The sequence below is a fragment of the Alicyclobacillus sp. ALC3 genome (genome assembly GCF_028751195.1).
Lineage (GTDB): Bacteria > Bacillota > Bacilli > Alicyclobacillales > Alicyclobacillaceae > Alicyclobacillus_L.
Genome location: NZ_CP066784.1, coordinates 4725320 through 4745041, shown reverse-complemented (window position 1 = coordinate 4745041; position 19722 = coordinate 4725320). Strand labels below are relative to the sequence as shown.

Below are 19722 nucleotides of genomic sequence, written 5' to 3'. Positions count from 1 at the left end.
CAGGCCCCCCGCTATCCTCGTCTGGCCTTGCGCGAGACCGCATTGCGCTTGCGATAGACGTCGTAGTTGTCGAGCGCTTTGCCAGTGCCCACAGCAACGCAATCGAGCGGGTTCTCCGCAACAACTACTGGCATTCCCGTCTCTTCACTCAGCATCCGGTCGAGATTGCGAAGCAACGCGCCGCCGCCAGTCAAGACAATGCCGCGGTCCATGATATCGGCTGCGAGTTCTGGCGGAGACTTTTCCAGAGTCACCTTCACCGCGTCGAGAATAGCACCTACCGTGTCTGCAAGCGCTGCACTGATCTCTGACGAGTGAATGGTGAAGGTCCGAGGAAGCCCGGTCACCAGATCGCGCCCTCGGATATCCACTGTTGGATCATCATCGTCTGGAGTGATGGCGGTTCCAATGGTCACTTTAATATCTTCTGCAGTGCGTTCGCCGATCATCAGGTTGTACTGTTTCTTTATGTACTGAATGATCGCCTCGTCCATCTCGTCTCCAGCGACGCGAATAGACCGACTTGTGACAATCCCGCCTAAGGAAATAATGGCGACTTCCGTTGTCCCACCGCCAATATCAACCACCATGCTTCCTGTAGGTTCTCCCACCGGTAAACCCGCCCCTATGGCTGCGGCCATCGGTTCCTCAATCGTCTGTGCATCTTTGGCACCGGCTTCAATGGCTGCATCTTCGACGGCGCGCTTCTCCACGGCCGTGATGCCAGACGGCACGCATATCATGACACGCGGTTTTCCCGACCAGTTCGACTTGTTTTTCATCGCTTGTCGAATGAAGTACCGAAGCATGGTAGCCGTCGTCTGAAAGTCGGCGATCACACCGTCTTTCATGGGACGCACGGCAACAATGTTGCCTGGTGTTCTCCCAATCATCTGTTTTGCCTGCTCACCCACGGCCTCAATGGTATTGCTATCCGTTCGGATTGCGACAACGGACGGTTCACGCACGACAATCCCGCGGCCCTTTACGTAGACCAAAGTGTTGGCAGTGCCGAGATCGACACCCATATCTCTACCGGCAAACATGTACGAAATCTCCTCTCACATACACTGCATCTGCAGGTCTATTTATAGCTTACGACATCGCCCCACGAGCCTTCAAACTCACAAACTGACCATCGCCCACCACGATGTGGTCAAGCACATCAATACCAAGGAGGCGACCTGCTTCTACCAACCGCCGCGTCACTGCGATGTCTTCCGGACTGGGCGTGGGGTCTCCACTCGGGTGATTGTGCAGACATAAAATGGCCGACGCGCTGCGCTTCACTGCGAGTTTGAATATTTCACGTGGGTGGACAATGGAAGCATCCAAACTGCCAACCGAGGTTACGTCTTCCCCGATAATGCGGTGTTTGGTGTCCAAGTGCAGTGTGATAAAGTGCTCCTTTTTAAGGTGCCTCAACCGATCCATATAATACTCTGCGGCATCATCTGCAGACCGGATTTGTGTCTTTGTCTGTACTGGTTTGTGTGCGATCCGTCGCCCGAGTTCTACCGCAGCAGCAATCTGCAACGCCTTTCCTGTACCAATCCCAGGAATGCGCATTAACTCTTCCGTTTCCACTTCCAGCAGTCCGTAAACGCCGCCAACCTCGTGAATGACACGTGCCGAAAGGTCTAGGACGTTTACTGTCCGACTACCTGACTGAAGAATAACAGCAAGCAACTCATCGCTGCGAAGTGCCTGCGCGCCCTGACGCAACAGTCGTTCCCGTGGAGCTTCCTCGCCTTGCACAACCACGTGCAACGCCCCCTCATAGAAGTCTGTCTCTCACGATAGGGGGTTTTCCGTGGGGCGGCAAACGCGATGCGGCCAAATTACACTCTATTGGACGAGCTGGTGCACAAAAACCTGCAACCGCCTTACTAGTATAGCGTATGGAATGTGAAAAAGTTGTGGGGAATGCGAGTGAATTCGACAACCATTCGTCATTTCGACTCAAGATTGATAGTTGATCGACGCAAGCGTGCTATAAGCTGACAGCACATCCAACTCCGCTTGTGCTGTGTGGTGCTGTAAAAGTTGCTGTTCTGCATTTTTCACATTCTGCGCCACGGCTTGAAGCGCCGTTCCGTATCCGGTCGCCCCGAGCACGGCAGCACTGGGCTGCAGTTGCAAAGCTTTCTCGGTCGCCATTTGCGCGTCGCGCGCTGTTTCGCCATCCGACAAGCTGGCCATTAACGTATTTGCGGCGCTAACTTCTGCCGACAGCCATGCAGAGATACGGGTTCCGTCCTTCTGAGAAGTCGATGACAGTGTCGGGATCGTCCGCACTGAGCTCGCCAGGTGCACTGTCGTGGGGTGGATGTTGTGGCGTCGTAGCACATTGGCCTCAGTCGACAAGGCCGATGCCTGTGTTGCCATTTGCACTACCAGACTGCGCCGGCTGAGACTATCTGGGAAGACCACACTCGCCACTCCGCTGTGTTCGAGTCTGCTTTGTGCCGCCCGAGCACTCGTGTCATTAGGGTATTCACCGACAGCGAGCGCATATGCGCTCACGGCCGGCATCACGACGGTGGAACCCGTCATGGCTGCACTTCCCGGCCAAGCACCAACAGGGGTCGCTGCGGCAGCCCCAGCCATCGTAGGCATTTGATGAAATAGAATCAAACCCAGGCAACCCATCGCGAGTCCGAATACAAGCCCCGTTTTAAAACTATCGCGAAGCGTTGGTCGCCTAAAAGGTTGAAATACTCCTTGCTTTACCTGTTCGTGTGAAACTTCAGGAACAGCCCGTCCAGTTGTAACAGCTTGTACTGCCTCTGAAACCGAGAAGTCTCCGACCACCCATGACGTTTCCCCTACGCGGACCGTCACACCACCGTTCGCCTTTGACTCAGCTGCTTGCTCTGTGTCCTGAACGCTTTCTGTCAGCGCCATGTCGCTGCCTCCTCCGCTCCATCGGTTGTCCGTACAGTCTATGAATTCACACGCCAAACTATGAGATATTTTATTTTGTGGCAGAAAACATAGAAATCCGCACAGCGTGGGCTGTGCGGATTTCTCGCCTAGTGTCGAGTGCAACCTGTATCTGAATTTCCCCCGTGGCTCCCTTTACCCGTCGACCTGCATTGCAATACGCAACGGTCACTATCTGATCTCGTAGATTGTAATCGTGCGCACGCCCCATGCGTCGGCCTCTGCTTGTGTGGCCATACAAATGTCGATACGGTCGCCGATAATGGCACTCCCCGTATCTTCCGCGTGCACCACTCCGATCCCAGGGATGTAAACCTTCGTTCCGAGTGGAATTACACGTGGATCGACAGCAATCACGCCAGGTTCAGCGGGAACGCCGACTGCCGTCCTACCTCCTGCCACATAAGCGGTTGCTACGACGGTCAACGTTTGCAGTGCGACCATGCCAGATTCGCTGCTGCGTCCTGACAATGGTGCATGCTTGGTGACCGCATGCGGTGTTACAGGTGGGCGAACCTTTGTACCAAACTCGATCACACAGTCAACCGGATGCCGCAAGACAGTCTGTACGACTCGGCTTGATACTAAATGACCGGTTTGGTAGACGCGTGCTGTCTGTACCTGCAGTAACCCCTCCACACCGTTCGTCAGGACGCGTTGCTGTCCTTTGTAAAGTCGGTCTGTACCCCGGCGGACGGTCTGAAACGGTAATGCTTGCGTCTTTGTCGCCACATGTGCAGCGAGTTGCTCTTGTGCAAACGACTTGTGCGGGACAGTTTTCTCGGGGCTATACGATATCCAACGAGCACGACTGTCCGCCTTGGGCGCTTGTACTTGGGCTCTGCCTTGTTGTCTCGTTCCCCGGCTGTTGCGTTGCCCACTGTCTTGCACCTTGTAATCGATTCCGGGTACCGTCACTGCCGTTAAACCGACCAGCGCCAGTACTGTGGCACCAACCGACAAGGTTTTGGACCTTGGTAGACGCACTCCATCACCTCTCCCTAAGCATTGAGGGGAAAGGGAAGAACCACTGGGTACCTAGGCTGGGGACAGTATAGAAGATCATGAAGTGGAACGCAATGGTACCTGCTGTAAAACGGTTCCATCCAGTCAATTTCCACCTACAAGACATGGCTGAGATACCAGGAAGACATCGTGTGCCCAAAGAACACCACGACAACTACACCAATTGCGATGTAAGGTACAAACGGCACATGCTCACGTGCACGAAGCCAACCGACTGCGCGCATCGACAGCCCCACAACGGACCCGAACAATGAAGCAACGATTAGCGACTCAAGCCCCGGTAGAAACCCGAGCATCGCGCCGACGGAGAGGTACAACTTGACGTCCCCCATCCCCATTCCTCCCCGTGAGACCAGTTGTAGCAGCAAGAGCACGCCGGCAGCTTCGAGTGCACCAAGCAACCCACTCCACCAAGGGTGGATGCCAGACAGACCTACGAGTGCGGTTACCACTACGGCCCCGCCCAATGACAATACGTTGGGGACTCTCATGGCAGTCAAATCAGTTGCAACAACCGTGGTCAGCAGCGCCCAAAACACCCCCCAAGCCAACCACTTCAGTCCAAAGGGAACCGTCACAGTGGTTAGCGCAAACAGAGTTGCAGTGCAAAGTTCAATGACTGCATACCGCATCGGTATGACCGCCCCGCACGTCCTGCAACGACCGCGCAGAAACAGCCACGAGAGGAGTGGAACGAGTTCCACTGGGCTCAGTGTAGTTGCGCAGGTCGTGCAATGGGACCGGGGGTGAACAATCGATTCCCCACGTACCACCCGATACGCAACGACATTCAAAAACGACCCCACAACGGCGCCGAAGACAAAGGCGGCGGCGCTCACTGATGTCAACGAAATCGGCATCGTTCCACTCCTCTACAGCGTGTGACCAACGGCTGAGACAGACTGCGCGGCAGTCTGCGTTGAAGTGATGGCCCCTAATCGGATTAGCTCCTCCCGATGCATGTCCATCGTCTGCATACCAAACTGTCTTCCAGTTTGCATAGCAGTTTGCAGTTGGTGTACTTTGTCCGTGCGGATCAAATTCGACACAGCAGAAGTATTGACCAGTACGTCACAAACCGGGACTCTGCCATGGCCAGATGCGTGCGGCAGCAGCGACTGTGTGACAACGCCAAGCAACACTCCGGCCAATTGTGTCCGAATCTGAGCCTGTTGACGTGGTTCAAACACGTCGATGATGCGATGCACAGCTTCTGCCGCATCCGGGGCATGAAGCGTTGCCAATACTAGGTGCCCTGTTTCCGCGGCCGTAACCGCGGTGGAAATCGTTTCTAAATCCCTCATCTCACCGACCACAATGACATCTGGGACTTGCCTGAGTGCTGAACGCAGCCCAGTTTGAAAGGATTGCGTGTGCAGACCAATCTCTCTCTGTTCAATGAGCGCGACGTCATTCTCGAATACAAATTCGATTGGATCTTCGAGCGTGACCACGTGTTTCGGAAGGCTGTGGTTAAGCTCATTGACAAGAGCCGCCAGCGTTGTCGACTTCCCGCAACCGGTGGGGCCAGTCAACAGTGCCAACCCCTGACTTTGGTAGATGAAATTTAATACCTGACGTGGTAAACCGAGCGTGTGAAAATCCGGTACAGACGCGGGAATGATACGAGCTGTCACGCTGATACCAGCGTTTGTCCGATAGGCGTGGACACGACAGCGCAGCCCATCCTGAAGCACAAACGACACGTCGACCTGGCCTGTTTGCTGGAGTGTCTCCCAGCCCCCTTGTCCTACTAGTCCCTGTGCAAATTCCCGAGCCACATCGGTCGGAACTCTGACCTCACTGCGACGAACCAACCGTCCATCGACTCTTGCCATCAAAAAGCCTCCTGGCGTTACATGCAGGTCAGAGGCACCGGCATTTGCCGCCTCCTGCAGCCATAGGGCACCCTCGACTTGTTGCCACTCTGACCCTGTCGTGACATTCGCCTCGTTCGACACGGTACCACTCCCGTCCACATTCGACGACATCAACCGTTCGACAAGGAACGACCTGATTCCTTGCACCTGTCGGTCAGCTCACAGAACCGACATTATTTTCGGTTGTTCGACACGGATGAGTGGGAAAAGTTCTCACTGTGGTATGATATGATTGAGCGGACAAGCTTGGCGGTTCGCGGGAACAGACGTCTGCTAAGCAGAGTGGGCTTCACGCACATTTTTCCTGTGAGGGGTGATGGAATGCACGGCGCATTTCGCACGATTGCTTGGTTTCTGTCTGCTGTTGTCGCATTGTTGCTACTTTCAATTTTCCTTCACTTCTTGTTGCGAGTAGCCCTGTTGTTTATTTTGGTGGCAGGTGGGTACTACTTGTACGCACGTGCCAAACAGATGTTAAACCGACGCTGACGCTTCGTAAGGCGTGGTGACCGCGACTGGTCAGCACGCCTTTCTCTTGATGCTCATGCTTACCACGCTACATGGTCGCCTCTTCTTCTGTCCTCTCCTGCAACACCGTTCCTAAACGCACCGCTACCTGCCAAATATCGCCGGCCCCCATCGTCAAAACCAAATCTCCTGCTGTTACAGTCGCAAGCAGGTAATCATACACATTGTCCTTCGAGCGCAAAAAGCGAACGTTCGGGTTGCTGTGCACACGAATTTGTTCGACAAGCCTCTCCGCGGTGACACCCTCAATCTGCCGCTCACCTGGCGGTGAGTAAATGTCCGTGATGATGACTTCATCGGCACCTTCAAAAGCCCTGGCGAATGCGTCGAACAGAAAGTATGTTCGAGTGTACCGCTGCGGTTGAAATACGGCGACAATTCTACGGCCGGTCGTGCGCGCTGCCGCGATTGTGGCAGTAATCTCTGTGGGATGATGCGCGTAATCGTCAATCACGAGGACGTCAGATGCCTCCGAAATCACCTGAAACCGGCGTTTCGCGCCATGAAATGTCGCCAGTTCAGCAGTTGCCTGTTCAAATGACAAACCCGCCTCCAGTGTCACCACAATGGCTGCCAGCGCGTTCATAATGTTCATTCGTCCAGGGACAGACAGCGCCAACTCCCCTAAGCGTTGTCCGTGATAGTAAACAACTGACCGGCTGCCGCGGTCCAGCAATTGGACTTGTTTTGCCATGTAGTCAGCTTCCTGTTCGATCCCAAACGTGTACACTCTCGCCGCGGCCTCATTGCGCAGCGACCTGATGTGGCTGTCTTCCGCCGACATTACACACAGACCCTCAGCAGGTATCTGTCGTATAAACTGGGCATAGGCAGCCTTCAGGTTTTCAAAACTTCCGTCATAGTACTCAAGGTGGTCTGCCTCGATTGCAGTCACCACGGCAATTTGCGGATGGTAGTGCAAGAATGAGCCGTCACTTTCGTCTGCCTCTGCGACAACAAACTGGCCTGCGCCAGCCTTCGCATTGTCACCAATATTGTTCACCACGCCACCAATCACGAACGTCGGGTCTAATCCGCAGCGTTCCATCACGTAGGCAATCATGGAAGTCGTAGTCGTCTTGCCGTGCGCGCCTGCGATGGCGATGCCTGTTCTGTCGGCCATTAATCTCGACAGCATCTCAGACCGGTGGATGACGGGGATGTGCTGGTCGCGTGCGGCCTTTAGCTCCACGTTATCTGCGGGAACGGCCGTGCTGTATACGACCACATCGGCTCCTGTGACCTGACTCGGTGCATGACCGAGATACACCCGAGCCCCACGTTCCTTGAGACGTGTAGCCAATTCCGGAGTAGAGACATCCGATCCCGATACTTCGTACCCCAAATCGAGCATCACGCGGGCAATCGCACTCATGCCATAGCCGCCAATGCCGACAAAGTGCACGTGTTGTGGCTGACTCACATGCTTCACCGTCCCTGCTGCAAAAATCTCAGTGCACCGTTTACGTTCGTAACTTCGCACTTCATCACGAATGACCGATAACTCCAGTGTACCTCATAGACTCCCTCGCGGCTTCCACTGTATACAAGGAACCACTGCAACACACAGGGCTACCGTATGCAACTGCCCGCGTTAATGCTTCACTCACTTGAGGGCAGACCACAACTTCCAGTCCGGGGCGCAGGGTTTGAATGAGTTTCGACAATTCCTCTGCGGACCGCGCGCGCGACGAGTCCGGCTCAGTCACGACCACACGGCGTGCCACACGCAACAGCGGTCCCAAAATGTGTACAGCGTCTTTGTCCCTTAACACCCCTACAACCAGTGTCCAATCGTTCGCGCTTTCCTCAAACAACTCGCCCCACTCCGCGAGTGCGTTTGCTAGGCGAAGGGCGCCATCAGGATTGTGAGCACCGTCCAGCACTACAGTCACGTCGCCTCGAGCCAGTACTTCAAACCGCATTGGCCACTCTGCTCTTGCCAGACCCGCCGCGATTTCGCGACTCGTCATCGACACCGGCAGACCTCTCGCGCCCGCCCACTCCCATACAGCAAGAGCTATCGCAGCGTTTTGCACTTGGTGCAAACCGAACAGCGGTACGCGCAGGCCGTAGATGTCCTGCCACAACCCACGGTAGTTCATCATCTGCCCGACTGCCGACAGAGCTGTACGTACTGCAGCAAAGTCGAGACCCAGCCGCGACGGACGCACCCCCATCTCAGACGCCGCGGCCAATACGGCTAGGCCTCCTTCGTCCTCAGCGCCAGACACCAGCGGAACACCTGCTTTGACAATTCCCGCCTTGTCTGAACCAACATGCCACAGGGTGGGACCGAGTACATCCAGATGGTCACGGCCGACATTCGTGATGGCCGTCACCAGCGGTGTCACGACGTTGGTTGCGTCGTGACGGCCGCCTAAACCTGTCTCCCACACAACGACGTCGACGCGCTGTCTGGCAAAGTACAAAATTGCCATGACCGTGAGCACTTCAAATTCCGTTAAAGGATCGGCGTGTGAATGCTGCTCACATACACAGCGGACTTCCTCAGCCAAGGCAGCGACCATCGCGTCATTTGGTGATGTACCGTCTACTGTGAACCTCCCTCGGTAAAGTGCAGCTGGCGACGTGAATACGCCAACGCGTAGACGCGGTGAGAGAAGTGCCGTTAACAGCGCGCATACTGAACCTTTCCCATTGGTTCCAGCGACATGCAAAAACACCAGAGAGTCTTGCGGGTGCCCTAGGTGTTGTAAGACTTTCATGGTTCGTTCAAGACCCGGCTTCACACCAAACCGAGAAAGCGACCGCAGCCAGTCTAGGCCGTCAGCGTTTGCCACCGCCATAATTTATTCGCCACCCACTGGAAAAGTCACAGACCTGACACGCAGACTTCCATTCATGTGTCACGGTCCAGGTTGCTCGAGCGCGCGTAACCGTTCCCGAACAGCGGCTAACTTCGCCTGATAGTCCGCTAACTTCGTCCGCTCACTGTCCACTACATCTGCTGGGGCCTTCTCGACAAACTTCGGATTCCCCAACTTCTTTTCTGCGCGATCAACCTCGGATGTCAGACGAGACACTTCTTGCGCCAACCTCTGCCGCTCCGCATCGATATCGACAAGACCTGCCAGTGGGACAAACAGTTCAATTCCGCTCACCACTACCGTCACAGCGTACTCTGGCGCTTCAGCCTGCTCACTGACGTCAAGTTCTGCGATATTGCCAAATCGCATCAAGTACGGCCGTGTGGCCGACACCAGTTGTGTCGATTCCGCTGAGGCGGTGCGCGCAACCACCGTGATTTGTCGACTTGGTGGCAAGTCCATTTCCTGTCTTAGATTTCGAAGTGAACGCACAGCTTCTTGCACGACAGAGATTTGCTTCGCGGCCTCCGCATCTTTCCATTGCTCAAGTCCTCCGGGCCAAGTCGCCGTGATGAGAGCACCCTCCGTCCCTGGGATGGCCTGCCAAATCTCTTCCGTGATGAACGGCACCAGTGGGTGAAGCAGACACAGAAGCTGACGCAAAACATACACCAAAACAGCCCGAGTCTGCGCTTTGGCGCCCTCATCTGCACCGTAAAGAGAGAGCTTCGAAAACTCGATGTACCAATCACAAAAATCATCCCAAGTGAAGTCGTACAGTGCCCGTCCAGCTTCGCCAAAATCATAGCGTTCGAGGCTTCTTGTCGTCTCCTCGACTGTCTCTGCAAGGCGGTGCAAAATCCACCGGTCTGTCAGCTGTAACTGCTTCCGGTCAATTTCTTGGACAACGCCGTCATCCGGAAGATTCATCAACACAAAGCGCGCGGCGTTCCACAGCTTGTTGAGAAAGTTGCGGGAGCTCTCAACACGTTCCCAGTGAAAACGCTGGTCGCTGCCAGGCGCTGAGCCCGTTGCCAACATGAATCGCAACGAATCGGCGCCATAACGGTCGATCACTTCCATCGGATCAACCCCGTTACCGAGGCTCTTCGACATCTTTCTTCCGTCTGCCGCCCGAATCAGACCGTGCAAGACCACGTCTGCAAACGGCATTCTGCCTGTGAACTCGAGACCAGTAAAGACCATTCTTGCAACCCAGAAGAACAAAATGTCATAGCCGGTGACCAGCGCACTGGTCGGATAGTAGCGTTTGAAATCCTCTGTTTCAATCGGCCACCCCATCGTGCTGAACGGCCACAAAGCCGAAGAAAACCAGGTGTCTAGTACGTCTTCATCCTGTTCGATGTTGTGACTCTGGCAGTGTTCGCACTCGACTGGCGTGTCTCTGGAAACCGTAATTTCACCACAATCCCCACAGTACCAAGCTGGGATGCGGTGACCCCACCACAACTGCCGTGATACGCACCAATCCCGAACGTTCGTCAGCCAGTGCACGAACACCTTTTCAAACCGTTCTGGTATGAAGCGAACCTCTCCATTGTCCAGTGCGCGCAGCGCTTGCTCCGCTAGCGGTTGCATGCGCACGAACCACTGGTCCGACAAAAACGGTTCGACCACAGTGTCACAGCGGCTGCAGTGCCCCACTGCATGGTGAATCGTCTCGATTTGACGCAACCAACCGCCCGCTTCGAGGTCAGCCGCCACCTTCGTCCGCGCTTCTTCCCTCGTCAGCCCCTGATATGACCCCGTGAGTGCGTTCAATCGTCCATCTGCGTCAATGCACTGAAGTTTTGGCAAATCGTGGCGTTCCCCGACTTCGAAGTCGTTCGGGTCGTGTGCTGGCGTGATTTTCAGACAACCCGTACCAAAATCCGCTTCCACGTAACTGTCCGCGATGAGTGGGATGGTTCGGTTCGTCAACGGCAGGCGAACTTCCTGGCCAACCAGGTGTTGATAGCGCGAGTCGTCCGGGTGCACTGCCACCGCGACATCGGCGAACATCGTTTCTGGGCGAGTGGTCGCAATCACGACTTCGCCTGTCCCGCCAACGAGTGGGTAAGCGATGTGATAGAGTTGCCCGTCTTGTTCCACATGTTCAACCTCAATATCTGACAGCGCGGTCCCACACCGCGGACACCAGTTGATAATGCGGTTACCGCGGTACATCAGGCCTTTTTCATACAAACTCACGAACACTTCGCGAACCGCTGTGGACAGACCTTCATCCATCGTAAAGCGTTGGCGGCTCCAATCGCATGAGGCCCCGAGAGCACGCACCTGATTGGTGATCGTGTTCCCATATTGTTCCTTCCAGGCCCAAACTTTTTCAATAAATGCGTCCCGTCCAAGTTCGTGCCGACTCGGGCCGTTTTCTTCGCGAAGCGCCTTTTCAACTCTCGCCTGTGTGGCTATCCCAGCGTGGTCTGTCCCCGGCACCCACAGCGTGTCGAAACCAACTAGCCGTTTATATCGCACAATAATATCCTGCAGCGTATTGTCCCACGCGTGACCGATGTGCAGTGAACCGGTGACGTTCGGCGGAGGCATGACGATTGAAAACGGGCCTTTCCCGTTCCTGTCACCCGTGGGTTCAAAAAATCCCCCCGACTCCCAATACTGATAGATTCGGTGTTCCACTTGGGATGGATCGTAAGCAGTTGTCAGTGACCGAGGCTCTAGTGAGGCCATGCGTAGTCTCTCCTTTTCGTCAAAAAAGCCTCCAGTCCTGAATCAGGACGGAGGCTCCGCGGTACCACCTGAATTCCCGACGTTATACGCACTCAGCGCAAACCATCGAGCACTCTTCATCGATAACGGGATGAACCGGTATACACAGCTCAGAGACGACATTCAAACCGATTCTCCGGGACAGATTTCAGCCAAGTCTGTTCCTCTCTGGACGAAGTTCGCGGCTTTACTCCTTCTCATCATGGCCAAAACGATTCAACTTGTATACGAAACATCTTACGCAGAGGAGCGAAACGATGTCAAGTTGACCGCGTCGGCCGTAGGCCTTAACCGTTCTATTTGCGCCGCTTTTTCTTGCTGTGATGGCGACGTGTGGGGTGTACCTCGGCCTGAGCCGGGGACGTCTGTGCACGCCGTCGCGCCTCACGTTCCTCGCGCTTGCGGTCGGACCAATCCGTCATCCGCGTGTAACCAAAACAGACAAAGGCTCCAAGCAGTAAACTCATCCCGTTCTCTTCGACAAAAACCGCTTGGCTCACAGCATTCTTTCCGTGCGTGTCGAGCAACACCTGGAGGATTAAGTCAATCACAAAGATTGCGGTCACCCCAACCAAGGCATTGCCAAGGCGGCGTTCCTTAATCTTGGGGATTACCAGGTAACCTACGAACAGCACTCCAAGCGGCGCAGTTGTGGCGACTGAGTACCGTGTGACCAGGTTCAAAATCACCTGCAGAACTGCAATCGCCGCCACTGTGAGGGCCAAGGTCCTCCAGTGCCACCCATTTACGACTGGTTTCGAAAAATTGAACTCCGGCAAACTGATTCCTCCTGACGCGAGGTGTCACCGTGTCTAAAAGACTTTGCAGGAAACAAGTCTTCATGCCGACATACACCTACTCATCGCTTGTCCCATCTTACCAAACTCGACTCATTGGTGTCACCGCGTAGTCTTGGACATTTGTCGCCCACCGCGCATATACATAGGACGAGGAGGAGGGACGGACATGGGCTTTTTTCTGCTGATCGCCAGGTTTGTACGCCTGATGTTGGCCATTGCTATTTGTCTACTATTCATGCGCGCCATTTTCTGGCCAACGCCACTGGACTTGATTGTGCTCATGCTGTTGTTCATGGTATTTGCAGCGATGTTTGTCGGTCCACCTTAATTCTGGAAGTCGTTCGCCGTTGAACACATTGCTTCCCTTCGCTCCAATCGCTCCAACTGCGAGTACAAAAAATGGAAAGTGGTGTTCATCACCACTTTCCACCTGTGCACACGATATGGATTTCCCGTAAGCTCAGAGGTCTAACTGCAGAACTGGACGTCCCGGTACCGCCAGCGCCTGGCCTGGCTGCACCACTTCTTCCGAAATCTCGTTCGCCCTCATGAGGTCTGATTTGAGGACTCCAACGCGGTCCGCGATGGACGCCAGGTTTTCTTCCTCTGACACAATCACATATCGCAACGTGTAAAAGTGTTCAGGTGAATTGAAGTCAACAAACGACCACAATTCACTGGAAATCACATTGCCATCACTGTTTTCCTCATCCGGGCTGCCACGCATAATCAGGCTAGTCGCCTCGGCTTCACTTAGCTCCGTTGCGCCCCCGTCTTCGACCTCTGCACTGTCCGGTTCGTCACCGACCGCCTCGGTTGCGCCGCCGCGGTAGGCTGCCTCTGCCGTTTCACGAGGAGTGTACGCATCGTGCAATTCACGTGGTGACACCTGGTGCTCGAAGTCAAACTCCACAACGTTACTCTTCGCGTCAGGCTCCCGCTTGGTCATTCGTTCGTCAGCAACCGACGACACTTCGTCGCGAACGGAACCTCCGTACGCCTTGTCCAGACTTGCCAATTCACGTTGTGCTGTGTCACCCGCTTGTTGCCCGCTACGCAGTGGCTCTGTGTTGTCGGTCGCTGCGCCACCGCGAGCTTGGCTAATCGTCTCAGCCGCAGCTAAGCCGTCGTCTTCCTGTGGGGCGCCACCAGCTGGAGAGACATCATGGTCACGGGAACCACGCGTCAACTGGAGGTCGAGCTCAGGTGTAGCTTGCGCACTTTGTTGATCCGGTGACATGTCGTCAGTCGCTGGTTGCTCAGTTGCTGCCTGCTGACTATCGGCATGACCATCGGCAACCTCCGCCGAATTGGCGCTGTCGTCTCGCCCAAACAATACGTCTCCGTCCTCCTGGGACCCGCACTCAAAGTGGTATCCATGGGCGCCGGAGAGACCTACAATGCTCAGGTCGGCAACCACGCGAATCCACCCAGGACTGACAGACGTGAGTTGCCATGCTGAGATTCGGCTAGCAACGTTGACAAGTCCCCTCGGTTGAGACTTCGCGGGTACGCGCAACACAAATGGCAAACGGTTGTGTAAGGCAGAGCCGTTCGGCGATTGCCCAGAGTCCGCTGCCTGTGTTTGGACAAACCCCGCGGTGGCTTGAGGCTCCGATCCCAATTCACTCGCGCGATTGATGTACCCGGCAAAGACGATGGCTCCTTCCAGAACGTACGCGTCACCGACACGTTCAAGCGACGTCACCTCGGTCGCCACAGTGGCATCGTCAATCTCGTCACCATCCCGCACTGCATCCTGAAATACTTCTTGGTCGATCTGCAGTCGGATGATCGGGGCACGGTCGAACTCACTCATATGCGCTCCCCCCTCAACTCGCGTTATTCCACCATCAATCTATGTCCGACTGCGGCTCATTATGTCGCAACAGGGGGTAGTCCATTCGGTACGCTGAAGACCCAAAGGGCGTGCAAGCGACCCTGAATAAGCTGGGCCATGCACGCCCGAAGGCACAACATCGACGTTCCAAGGTCGATTCAAAGCTCTCCGAGAGTCTCTGCGATCGCTGACGCGGTATAGGCAATGTCCTCGTCCGAATGAACCGCCGATAGAAATCCGGACTCGAGCTGAGACGGTGCAAACAGTACACCTCGGTCAAGCATCCCGTGGAAAAACTTCGCGTACAGAGCCTTGTCACACGCCGCCGCAGCGGTGGCGTCACGAACAGGACCGGGGTGAAAAAACAGGCCAAACATACCTCCGACGGCCGTTCCACTCACTTCAATGCCCGCGCGCTGTCCAGCCGCCAGAAAAGCCGCCACTAAGCGTTCACCGTAGCCCTGCAGCCGCTCATACAACCCATTTGCCGCGGCCTGTTGCAAGAGCTCCAACGACACTAGCCCCCCTGCCATCGCGAGCGGGTTTCCAGAGAGCGTCCCAGCTTGGTAGACAGGCCCCTGCGGTGCCACGAGAGCCATAATCTCGCGACGACCACCGTATGCTCCAACGGGCATCCCCGCTCCGATTACCTTGCCAAGTGTCACTAGGTCGGGATCGATGCCAAAGTGAGCTGCGGCACCTTCCAATGCGACACGAAAGCCGGTCATCACTTCGTCTGCGATGAGCAGTGCCCCAGCGGCCCGTGTTACTTCCCGAATCGTCTGTAGGAACCCCTCAACGGGTGGGACGCAACCCATATTGCCGCCCACTGGTTCGACAATCACGCAGGCAATCTCGTCACCTCGCTCCGCAAACAAGGCACGCAACGCTTCACTGTCGTTATAGGGGAGACTGAGCGTTAACTCTGTGGTCTCCTGTGGCACTCCTGGACTGTCCGGCAAGCCTAGCGTGGCTACGCCAGAGCCAGCTTTGACGAGCAGTTGGTCCGCGTGTCCGTGGTAGCAGCCAGCAAACTTGACGATGAAGCGCCGCTTGGTGTAGGCACGGGCTAATCGAATGGCACTCATAGTCGCCTCTGTGCCACTATTCACCATCCGGACAACATCGATGCTCGGCACGAGTTCACAGACAAGCTCTGCCATACGAGTCTCAATCTCTGTTGGCACACCGAAACTTGTACCTCGCTCAGCCGCTTGCTTAACCGCTGATACGATTTCGGGATGTGCGTGTCCCCACATCAACGGTCCCCACGACAGCAAGTAGTCGACGTAACGGTGCCCGTCAATGTCGAACAAGTACGCGCCCTCGCCTCGGCCTGCAAATAACGGTTGGTCCCCTACGCCGCGAAATGCGCGGACGGGACTGTTCACGCCCCCTGGCATGACTCTTTTCGCGCGTTCGAAAGCCTCAACGGATTTCGGTCCAATCACCGCTTATCCCTCCAACCCTAGTTCTTCCCGATGCCAGCGCGCCGCGTCTTTTGCGTGATACGAGAGGATGAAGTCTGCGCCGGCGCGTTTAAACGAAGTCAGAATTTCCGTCACCATCGCTCGTTCGTCAATCCATCCTTGTGCTGCCGCGGCTTTCACCATGCTGTACTCGGCACTCACGTTGTAAGTGCCAACAGGCACGTCAAATTGATCCCGGATTGTCTTCGTCACGTCCATATACGACAGTGCTGGCTTGACCATCACCATGTCGGCACCTTCAGCCAAATCAGAAGCCGTCTCGCGCACGGCTTCGCGGACATTTGCCGGGTTCATTTGATAGGTCTTACGGTCGCCAAACGCTGGCGTGGAGTGTGCCGCTTCACGAAAAGGTCCGTAAAAGGCAGAAGCGTACTTCACCGCGTATGACAAAATTGACGTGTCAATCAAACCTTCGCGGTCGAGCGCTGCGCGAATGGCAGCAACCCGGCCATCCATCATGTCCGAGGGTGCGACCACGTCAGCACCCGCCGCAGCATGAGAAACCGCGGTGCGAGCTAGCAAGTCAAGACTAGGGTCATTGACGATTTTCCCATCCTGAACCAAGCCACAGTGACCCGCTTGGTTGTACTGACACAGACACACATCAGTCATCACCAGAAGGTCGGGGTTCTCCTCTTTGGCCGCACGAACCGCCTCCTGCACAATCCCTCTTTCCGCATACGCACTCGAACTGAGTTCGTCTTTTTCCTCAGGGACTCCAAACAGCAAAATACTCGGTACACCGAGTCTCGAGAGTTCGAGCACTTCTTGACGGAATTCTTCCAGACCGTAGTGATAGACACCCGGCATTGCGGCTATTTCTTCTTGCCCATGTAGCCCTTCTTGCACAAACATTGGATAGATAAAGTCCTCCGGTGTGTACCGAAACTCCTGAACCAGTCTGCGCATGGCGGGTGTGGTGCGGAGTCGGCGGTGACGGTCAAAGCTCTCAAGCATGCTTGTTCCCTCCTCATTTTCTTCAGACGCTGAATGGCGAGTGGTTCCGAGCGTCGGACACCGCAGTCACGGTGGCAGACAACAGAGCATCTTGGTCGGGGCGGGTCGCAATGGCATGCACCGGTAACCCGGACTCGGTGCAGGCCTTTGCTGTGGTTGTACCGACGCAGGTGATTACCGTTCCGTGCAGCCACGCGGGCGGCGTCCCCATCGTTGTCAGGTGACGAACAAGCGTCTGCACAGCCGATGGACTGAACAACAAAACCGCCCGCGGCGAAGGGGCTTCGAGAAACGCTTGCCAGGCGCTGTCTGGCCAAGGCGCCGAGCGGACTTCGTAGCAAATACACTCCGTCACCTGCCACCCCGCGTCGCTAAGAACTTGACGAAACACCGGGCTGGCTAGAGAGCCACGCAAATACAGGATGCGGCTACCCATCATACGCTCAGTCGCTCGCTGCTCGGCGAGGTAAACGGCGAGGTCTTGGCCAGTTTTACACCCTTCCGGAACATCTCCATCGATGCCGACGGCCTGCAGCGCGTGCTGCGTTCGTTCACCAACTACAAACCAGCGCGCACCAGACACCGCCTGACGGCGTGAATTCAATGCGTCACCCTGCATCCAACCTCGAACGGCGTTGGCCGACGTCACAGCCACAGCATCAAAGCGGTCTGAGAACGAGTTGAACGGGGGCTCGAAAGTAAGTTCCTGGTCTGGATAAGTGACTTCAATCAGCGGTGCGACAAGCGGCCGCCCGCCTAAAGCGCGCACGCGGTCTGCCAACGGTTGTGACGCGGCTTGCGGTCGCGTAATCAACACAGTACAACCAGCCAGTGGCGACTCTGTTCGGCTCGGGTCCTCACTTGTTTGCGTCATCACGTCACCTCGCCTTCCCGATGGTTCCAGCGCCAGAATTCCGAGAAATTCAACCCTGTGCGACAATCTCTGCTGCACCGCGAGCCAGCAAGTCGTCAGCAACGACTTGCCCGGCGGAAACAGCATCCTCTCTCTCCGCGTGCGCGCGCAGCACACGTCGCCCGTCTTCCGTGGCCACCAGACCAGTCATGGACACCGCTCCCGTCGGCAGCACCTGAGCATATCCTGCAATTGGCACCTGACACCCACCCTCAAGACGCCCCAAAAAGGTGCGCTCTGCCAGCACCGCTGTGCGCGTCGGTTCGTGCGTAATCGCCTGAAGGACCTCTATCAGGTCTGCGTCCGTGGCGCGACATTCAATGCCGAGGACGCCTTGACCGACGGCGGGAAGGCAGATGTCCGGCGCCAAGAGTTCAGATATTCGGTCATCCCATCCCATGCGCACAAGCCCCGCGGCTGCAAGAATCACACCGTCGAGACCGTCCAATTCGAGTTTCTGTAGTCGTGTATCAATGTTGCCGCGAATTGAAACAATCTCCAAGTCCGGTCGCTTCGCGCGCAACTGCGCGGCTCGCCGTAGGCTCGACGTCCCGATGCGTGCGTGTTGCGGCAAGTCTGCGAGCCGTAAGTTCTGCCGACTCACCAATGCATCTCTTGGCTCAACGCGCTCTGGATACCCTGCTAGAACCAAACCCGGCAACAGGTCTGCGGGCACGTCCTTGAGACTATGTACAGTCATGTCGCCATGGTCTTGCGCAATCGCCTGCTCGACTTCGGAGACGAATAATCCCTTCCCCCCGACTTCGGACAACGGTACGTTTTGAATACGGTCGCCTTGTGTTACGATTGGGACAATTTCAAATTCCCAAGCTGGAACCGCGGCTCGCAGACGTTCAATAGTCCACTTTGTCTGTGCCATGGCAAGCTGACTTCGACGAGACACAACACGAATCGTTCGCACGTGACAAAACCTCGCTGACCACCCGCTAGAACGCGTGGTGAAAATTGGAGTACAGATTGACCACTACAAAATTAAGAACGACCGCCACAGCGCAGGCCATGTTGTACCGAGCAAGTGCCCGTCCCCCCCATCCGGACCGCAGGCGAAATCCAAGGTACACGCTGTACATCAACCAGACGATAAACGTGGCAAGCGGTTTAGGATCCAATATCACCCAACGACCAAGAACAACTTTCCCCCAGATTACGCCGAGCACCATCGCTACCAAGAGGGTCGGGACACCAAGCACTACTGCACGAAATGCGTAGGTGTCAAGTCGTTCCAACGCAGGCAGTCGAAAGTACCACTGATTCCAGCGTTTTGCACGCAGCAACCAATCCTGTATAAGGTACATGAACGACGCGACGAACGCAAAAACAAAGCACGCGTAACTCACAACTGCAAGTGAAATGTGCACGACCAGTAAATCTACCATGTGAGTGGGATAGTGAATGTTGCCGGTCGGTCGGTAAAGGTCGAAAGCGACAGACGCGTAACCTACCAGATTCACAAAAAACACCAATAGGCCAACTTTGAAAAACGCATCGAGGACCAGCGCTGCCAGCAGAATCAGCCATGACAGTACCAGTAAAACGTCAAACCGTGAATACACGGGAACGTGTCCGTAAGCGCGCAGGCGCAGAAACAAGAACACCGTGTCAAGGACAAAAGCGCCAAACAATAAGACCAGCGCCGTTCGATTCACGAAGCGGCGCGGGTGTATGATGTCGATAAAAAACAAGATCAGACTCACTGCGTACAGCAGGTTAAATGCGTCGTATGACGCGCGCATCGCCCCCAT

General features: G+C 55.6%; 18 protein-coding genes and 1 other annotated feature. Of the genes, 2 read left to right on the top strand and 16 right to left on the bottom strand.

Features of this window, described 5'->3' with window-relative positions; all coding sequences use genetic code 11:
- Positions 1 to 11: 11 nt before the first annotated feature.
- From JC200_RS22445 to JC200_RS22420, 6 genes are all read right to left on the bottom strand, one after another.
- The gene (locus JC200_RS22445) at positions 12 to 1046 is read right to left on the bottom strand and encodes a rod shape-determining protein (RefSeq protein WP_274433955.1); all 1035 of its coding nucleotides are present in this window, start codon (positions 1044 to 1046) and stop codon (positions 12 to 14) included.
- Positions 1047 to 1095: 49 nt separating this feature from the next.
- The gene (gene radC, locus JC200_RS22440) at positions 1096 to 1764 is read right to left on the bottom strand and encodes a RadC family protein (RefSeq protein WP_274433954.1); all 669 of its coding nucleotides are present in this window, start codon (positions 1762 to 1764) and stop codon (positions 1096 to 1098) included.
- Positions 1765 to 1962: 198 nt separating this feature from the next.
- Complete coding sequence (locus JC200_RS22435; RefSeq protein ID WP_274433953.1) at positions 1963 to 2907, bottom strand: hypothetical protein; 945 nt, start codon at positions 2905 to 2907, stop codon at positions 1963 to 1965.
- Positions 2908 to 3117: 210 nt separating this feature from the next.
- Complete coding sequence (locus JC200_RS22430) at positions 3118 to 3933, bottom strand: G5 and 3D domain-containing protein (RefSeq protein WP_274433952.1); 816 nt, start codon at positions 3931 to 3933, stop codon at positions 3118 to 3120.
- 134 nt (positions 3934 to 4067) lie between these two features.
- Positions 4068 to 4832 carry a prepilin peptidase gene (locus tag JC200_RS22425; protein ID WP_274433951.1) on the bottom strand — a complete coding sequence of 255 codons (765 nt, stop codon included), beginning with the start codon at positions 4830 to 4832 and terminating at the stop codon, positions 4068 to 4070.
- 12 nt (positions 4833 to 4844) lie between these two features.
- Positions 4845 to 5999, bottom strand: a complete 1155-nt coding sequence (locus JC200_RS22420) for a type IV pilus twitching motility protein PilT (RefSeq protein ID WP_274433950.1) — start codon at positions 5997 to 5999, stop codon at positions 4845 to 4847.
- Positions 6000 to 6173: 174 nt separating this feature from the next.
- Here JC200_RS22420 and JC200_RS22415 point away from each other — a divergent pair, with 174 nt between their 5' ends.
- A complete protein-coding gene (locus tag JC200_RS22415; RefSeq protein ID WP_274433949.1) occupies positions 6174 to 6341 on the top strand; it encodes a hypothetical protein in 168 nt (55 codons plus the stop codon).
- A gap of 67 nt (positions 6342 to 6408) precedes the next feature.
- On the opposite strand, the gene murC is transcribed toward JC200_RS22415, so the two are convergent.
- The 4 genes from murC to JC200_RS22395 all read right to left on the bottom strand — a co-directional run bounded on the left by murC (position 6409) and on the right by JC200_RS22395 (position 12738).
- Positions 6409 to 7803 (bottom strand): UDP-N-acetylmuramate--L-alanine ligase, encoded by a 1395-nt coding sequence (murC, locus tag JC200_RS22410; protein ID WP_274433948.1) that lies wholly within the window; start codon positions 7801 to 7803, stop codon positions 6409 to 6411.
- A 64-nt stretch (positions 7804 to 7867) separates the two neighbouring features.
- Positions 7868 to 9190: a bifunctional folylpolyglutamate synthase/dihydrofolate synthase gene (locus tag JC200_RS22405; RefSeq protein ID WP_274433947.1), complete on the bottom strand. Its 1323-nt coding sequence runs from the start codon at positions 9188 to 9190 to the stop codon at positions 7868 to 7870.
- Positions 9191 to 9250: 60 nt separating this feature from the next.
- Complete coding sequence (locus JC200_RS22400; protein WP_274433946.1) at positions 9251 to 11920, bottom strand: valine--tRNA ligase; 2670 nt, start codon at positions 11918 to 11920, stop codon at positions 9251 to 9253.
- 40 nt (positions 11921 to 11960) lie between these two features.
- Positions 11961 to 12172 (bottom strand) — a binding site (T-box leader).
- Between the two features lie 83 nt (positions 12173 to 12255).
- Positions 12256 to 12738 carry a hypothetical protein gene (locus tag JC200_RS22395; protein WP_274433945.1) on the bottom strand — a complete coding sequence of 161 codons (483 nt, stop codon included), beginning with the start codon at positions 12736 to 12738 and terminating at the stop codon, positions 12256 to 12258.
- A gap of 187 nt (positions 12739 to 12925) precedes the next feature.
- On the opposite strand from JC200_RS22395, the gene JC200_RS22390 reads away from it, so the two are divergent.
- Positions 12926 to 13087: a hypothetical protein gene (locus JC200_RS22390; RefSeq protein WP_274433944.1), complete on the top strand. Its 162-nt coding sequence runs from the start codon at positions 12926 to 12928 to the stop codon at positions 13085 to 13087.
- Between the two features lie 132 nt (positions 13088 to 13219).
- On the opposite strand, the gene JC200_RS22385 is transcribed toward JC200_RS22390, so the two are convergent.
- From JC200_RS22385 to JC200_RS22360, 6 genes are all read right to left on the bottom strand, one after another.
- Complete coding sequence (locus JC200_RS22385) at positions 13220 to 14578, bottom strand: LysM peptidoglycan-binding domain-containing protein (RefSeq protein WP_274433943.1); 1359 nt, start codon at positions 14576 to 14578, stop codon at positions 13220 to 13222.
- A gap of 179 nt (positions 14579 to 14757) precedes the next feature.
- Positions 14758 to 16050 (bottom strand): glutamate-1-semialdehyde 2,1-aminomutase, encoded by a 1293-nt coding sequence (gene hemL, locus JC200_RS22380; protein ID WP_274433942.1) that lies wholly within the window; start codon positions 16048 to 16050, stop codon positions 14758 to 14760.
- Positions 16051 to 16053: 3 nt separating this feature from the next.
- Positions 16054 to 17046 (bottom strand): porphobilinogen synthase, encoded by a 993-nt coding sequence (hemB, locus tag JC200_RS22375; RefSeq protein ID WP_274433941.1) that lies wholly within the window; start codon positions 17044 to 17046, stop codon positions 16054 to 16056.
- A 22-nt stretch (positions 17047 to 17068) separates the two neighbouring features.
- The gene (locus tag JC200_RS22370) at positions 17069 to 18046 is read right to left on the bottom strand and encodes a uroporphyrinogen-III synthase (RefSeq protein WP_274433940.1); all 978 of its coding nucleotides are present in this window, start codon (positions 18044 to 18046) and stop codon (positions 17069 to 17071) included.
- Positions 17970 to 18881 (bottom strand): hydroxymethylbilane synthase, encoded by a 912-nt coding sequence (hemC, locus tag JC200_RS22365; protein WP_274433939.1) that lies wholly within the window; start codon positions 18879 to 18881, stop codon positions 17970 to 17972. Before hemC ends, JC200_RS22370 begins: the two co-directional genes overlap by 77 nt.
- Before the next feature lie 25 nt (positions 18882 to 18906).
- Positions 18907 to 19713, bottom strand: a complete 807-nt coding sequence (locus tag JC200_RS22360; protein WP_274433938.1) for a cytochrome C assembly family protein — start codon at positions 19711 to 19713, stop codon at positions 18907 to 18909.
- Between the last annotated feature and the right edge of the window lie 9 nt (positions 19714 to 19722).

Coding starts and splice junctions, on each gene's coding strand:
- JC200_RS22385 (WP_274433943.1), bottom strand. CDS start 14,578: ATGAGTGAGTTCGACCGTGCCCCGATCATCCGACTGCAGATCGACCAA.
- JC200_RS22405 (WP_274433947.1), bottom strand. CDS start 9,190: ATGGCGGTGGCAAACGCTGACGGCCTAGACTGGCTGCGGTCGCTTTCT.
- JC200_RS22400 (WP_274433946.1), bottom strand. CDS start 11,920: ATGGCCTCACTAGAGCCTCGGTCACTGACAACTGCTTACGATCCATCC.
- JC200_RS22390 (WP_274433944.1), top strand. CDS start 12,926: ATGGGCTTTTTTCTGCTGATCGCCAGGTTTGTACGCCTGATGTTGGCC.
- hemB (WP_274433941.1), bottom strand. CDS start 17,046: ATGCTTGAGAGCTTTGACCGTCACCGCCGACTCCGCACCACACCCGCC.
- JC200_RS22360 (WP_274433938.1), bottom strand. CDS start 19,713: ATGCGCGCGTCATACGACGCATTTAACCTGCTGTACGCAGTGAGTCTG.
- JC200_RS22415 (WP_274433949.1), top strand. CDS start 6,174: ATGCACGGCGCATTTCGCACGATTGCTTGGTTTCTGTCTGCTGTTGTC.
- JC200_RS22435 (WP_274433953.1), bottom strand. CDS start 2,907: ATGGCGCTGACAGAAAGCGTTCAGGACACAGAGCAAGCAGCTGAGTCA.
- JC200_RS22445 (WP_274433955.1), bottom strand. CDS start 1,046: ATGTTTGCCGGTAGAGATATGGGTGTCGATCTCGGCACTGCCAACACT.
- JC200_RS22425 (WP_274433951.1), bottom strand. CDS start 4,832: ATGCCGATTTCGTTGACATCAGTGAGCGCCGCCGCCTTTGTCTTCGGC.
- JC200_RS22370 (WP_274433940.1), bottom strand. CDS start 18,046: ATGCTGTTTCCGCCGGGCAAGTCGTTGCTGACGACTTGCTGGCTCGCG.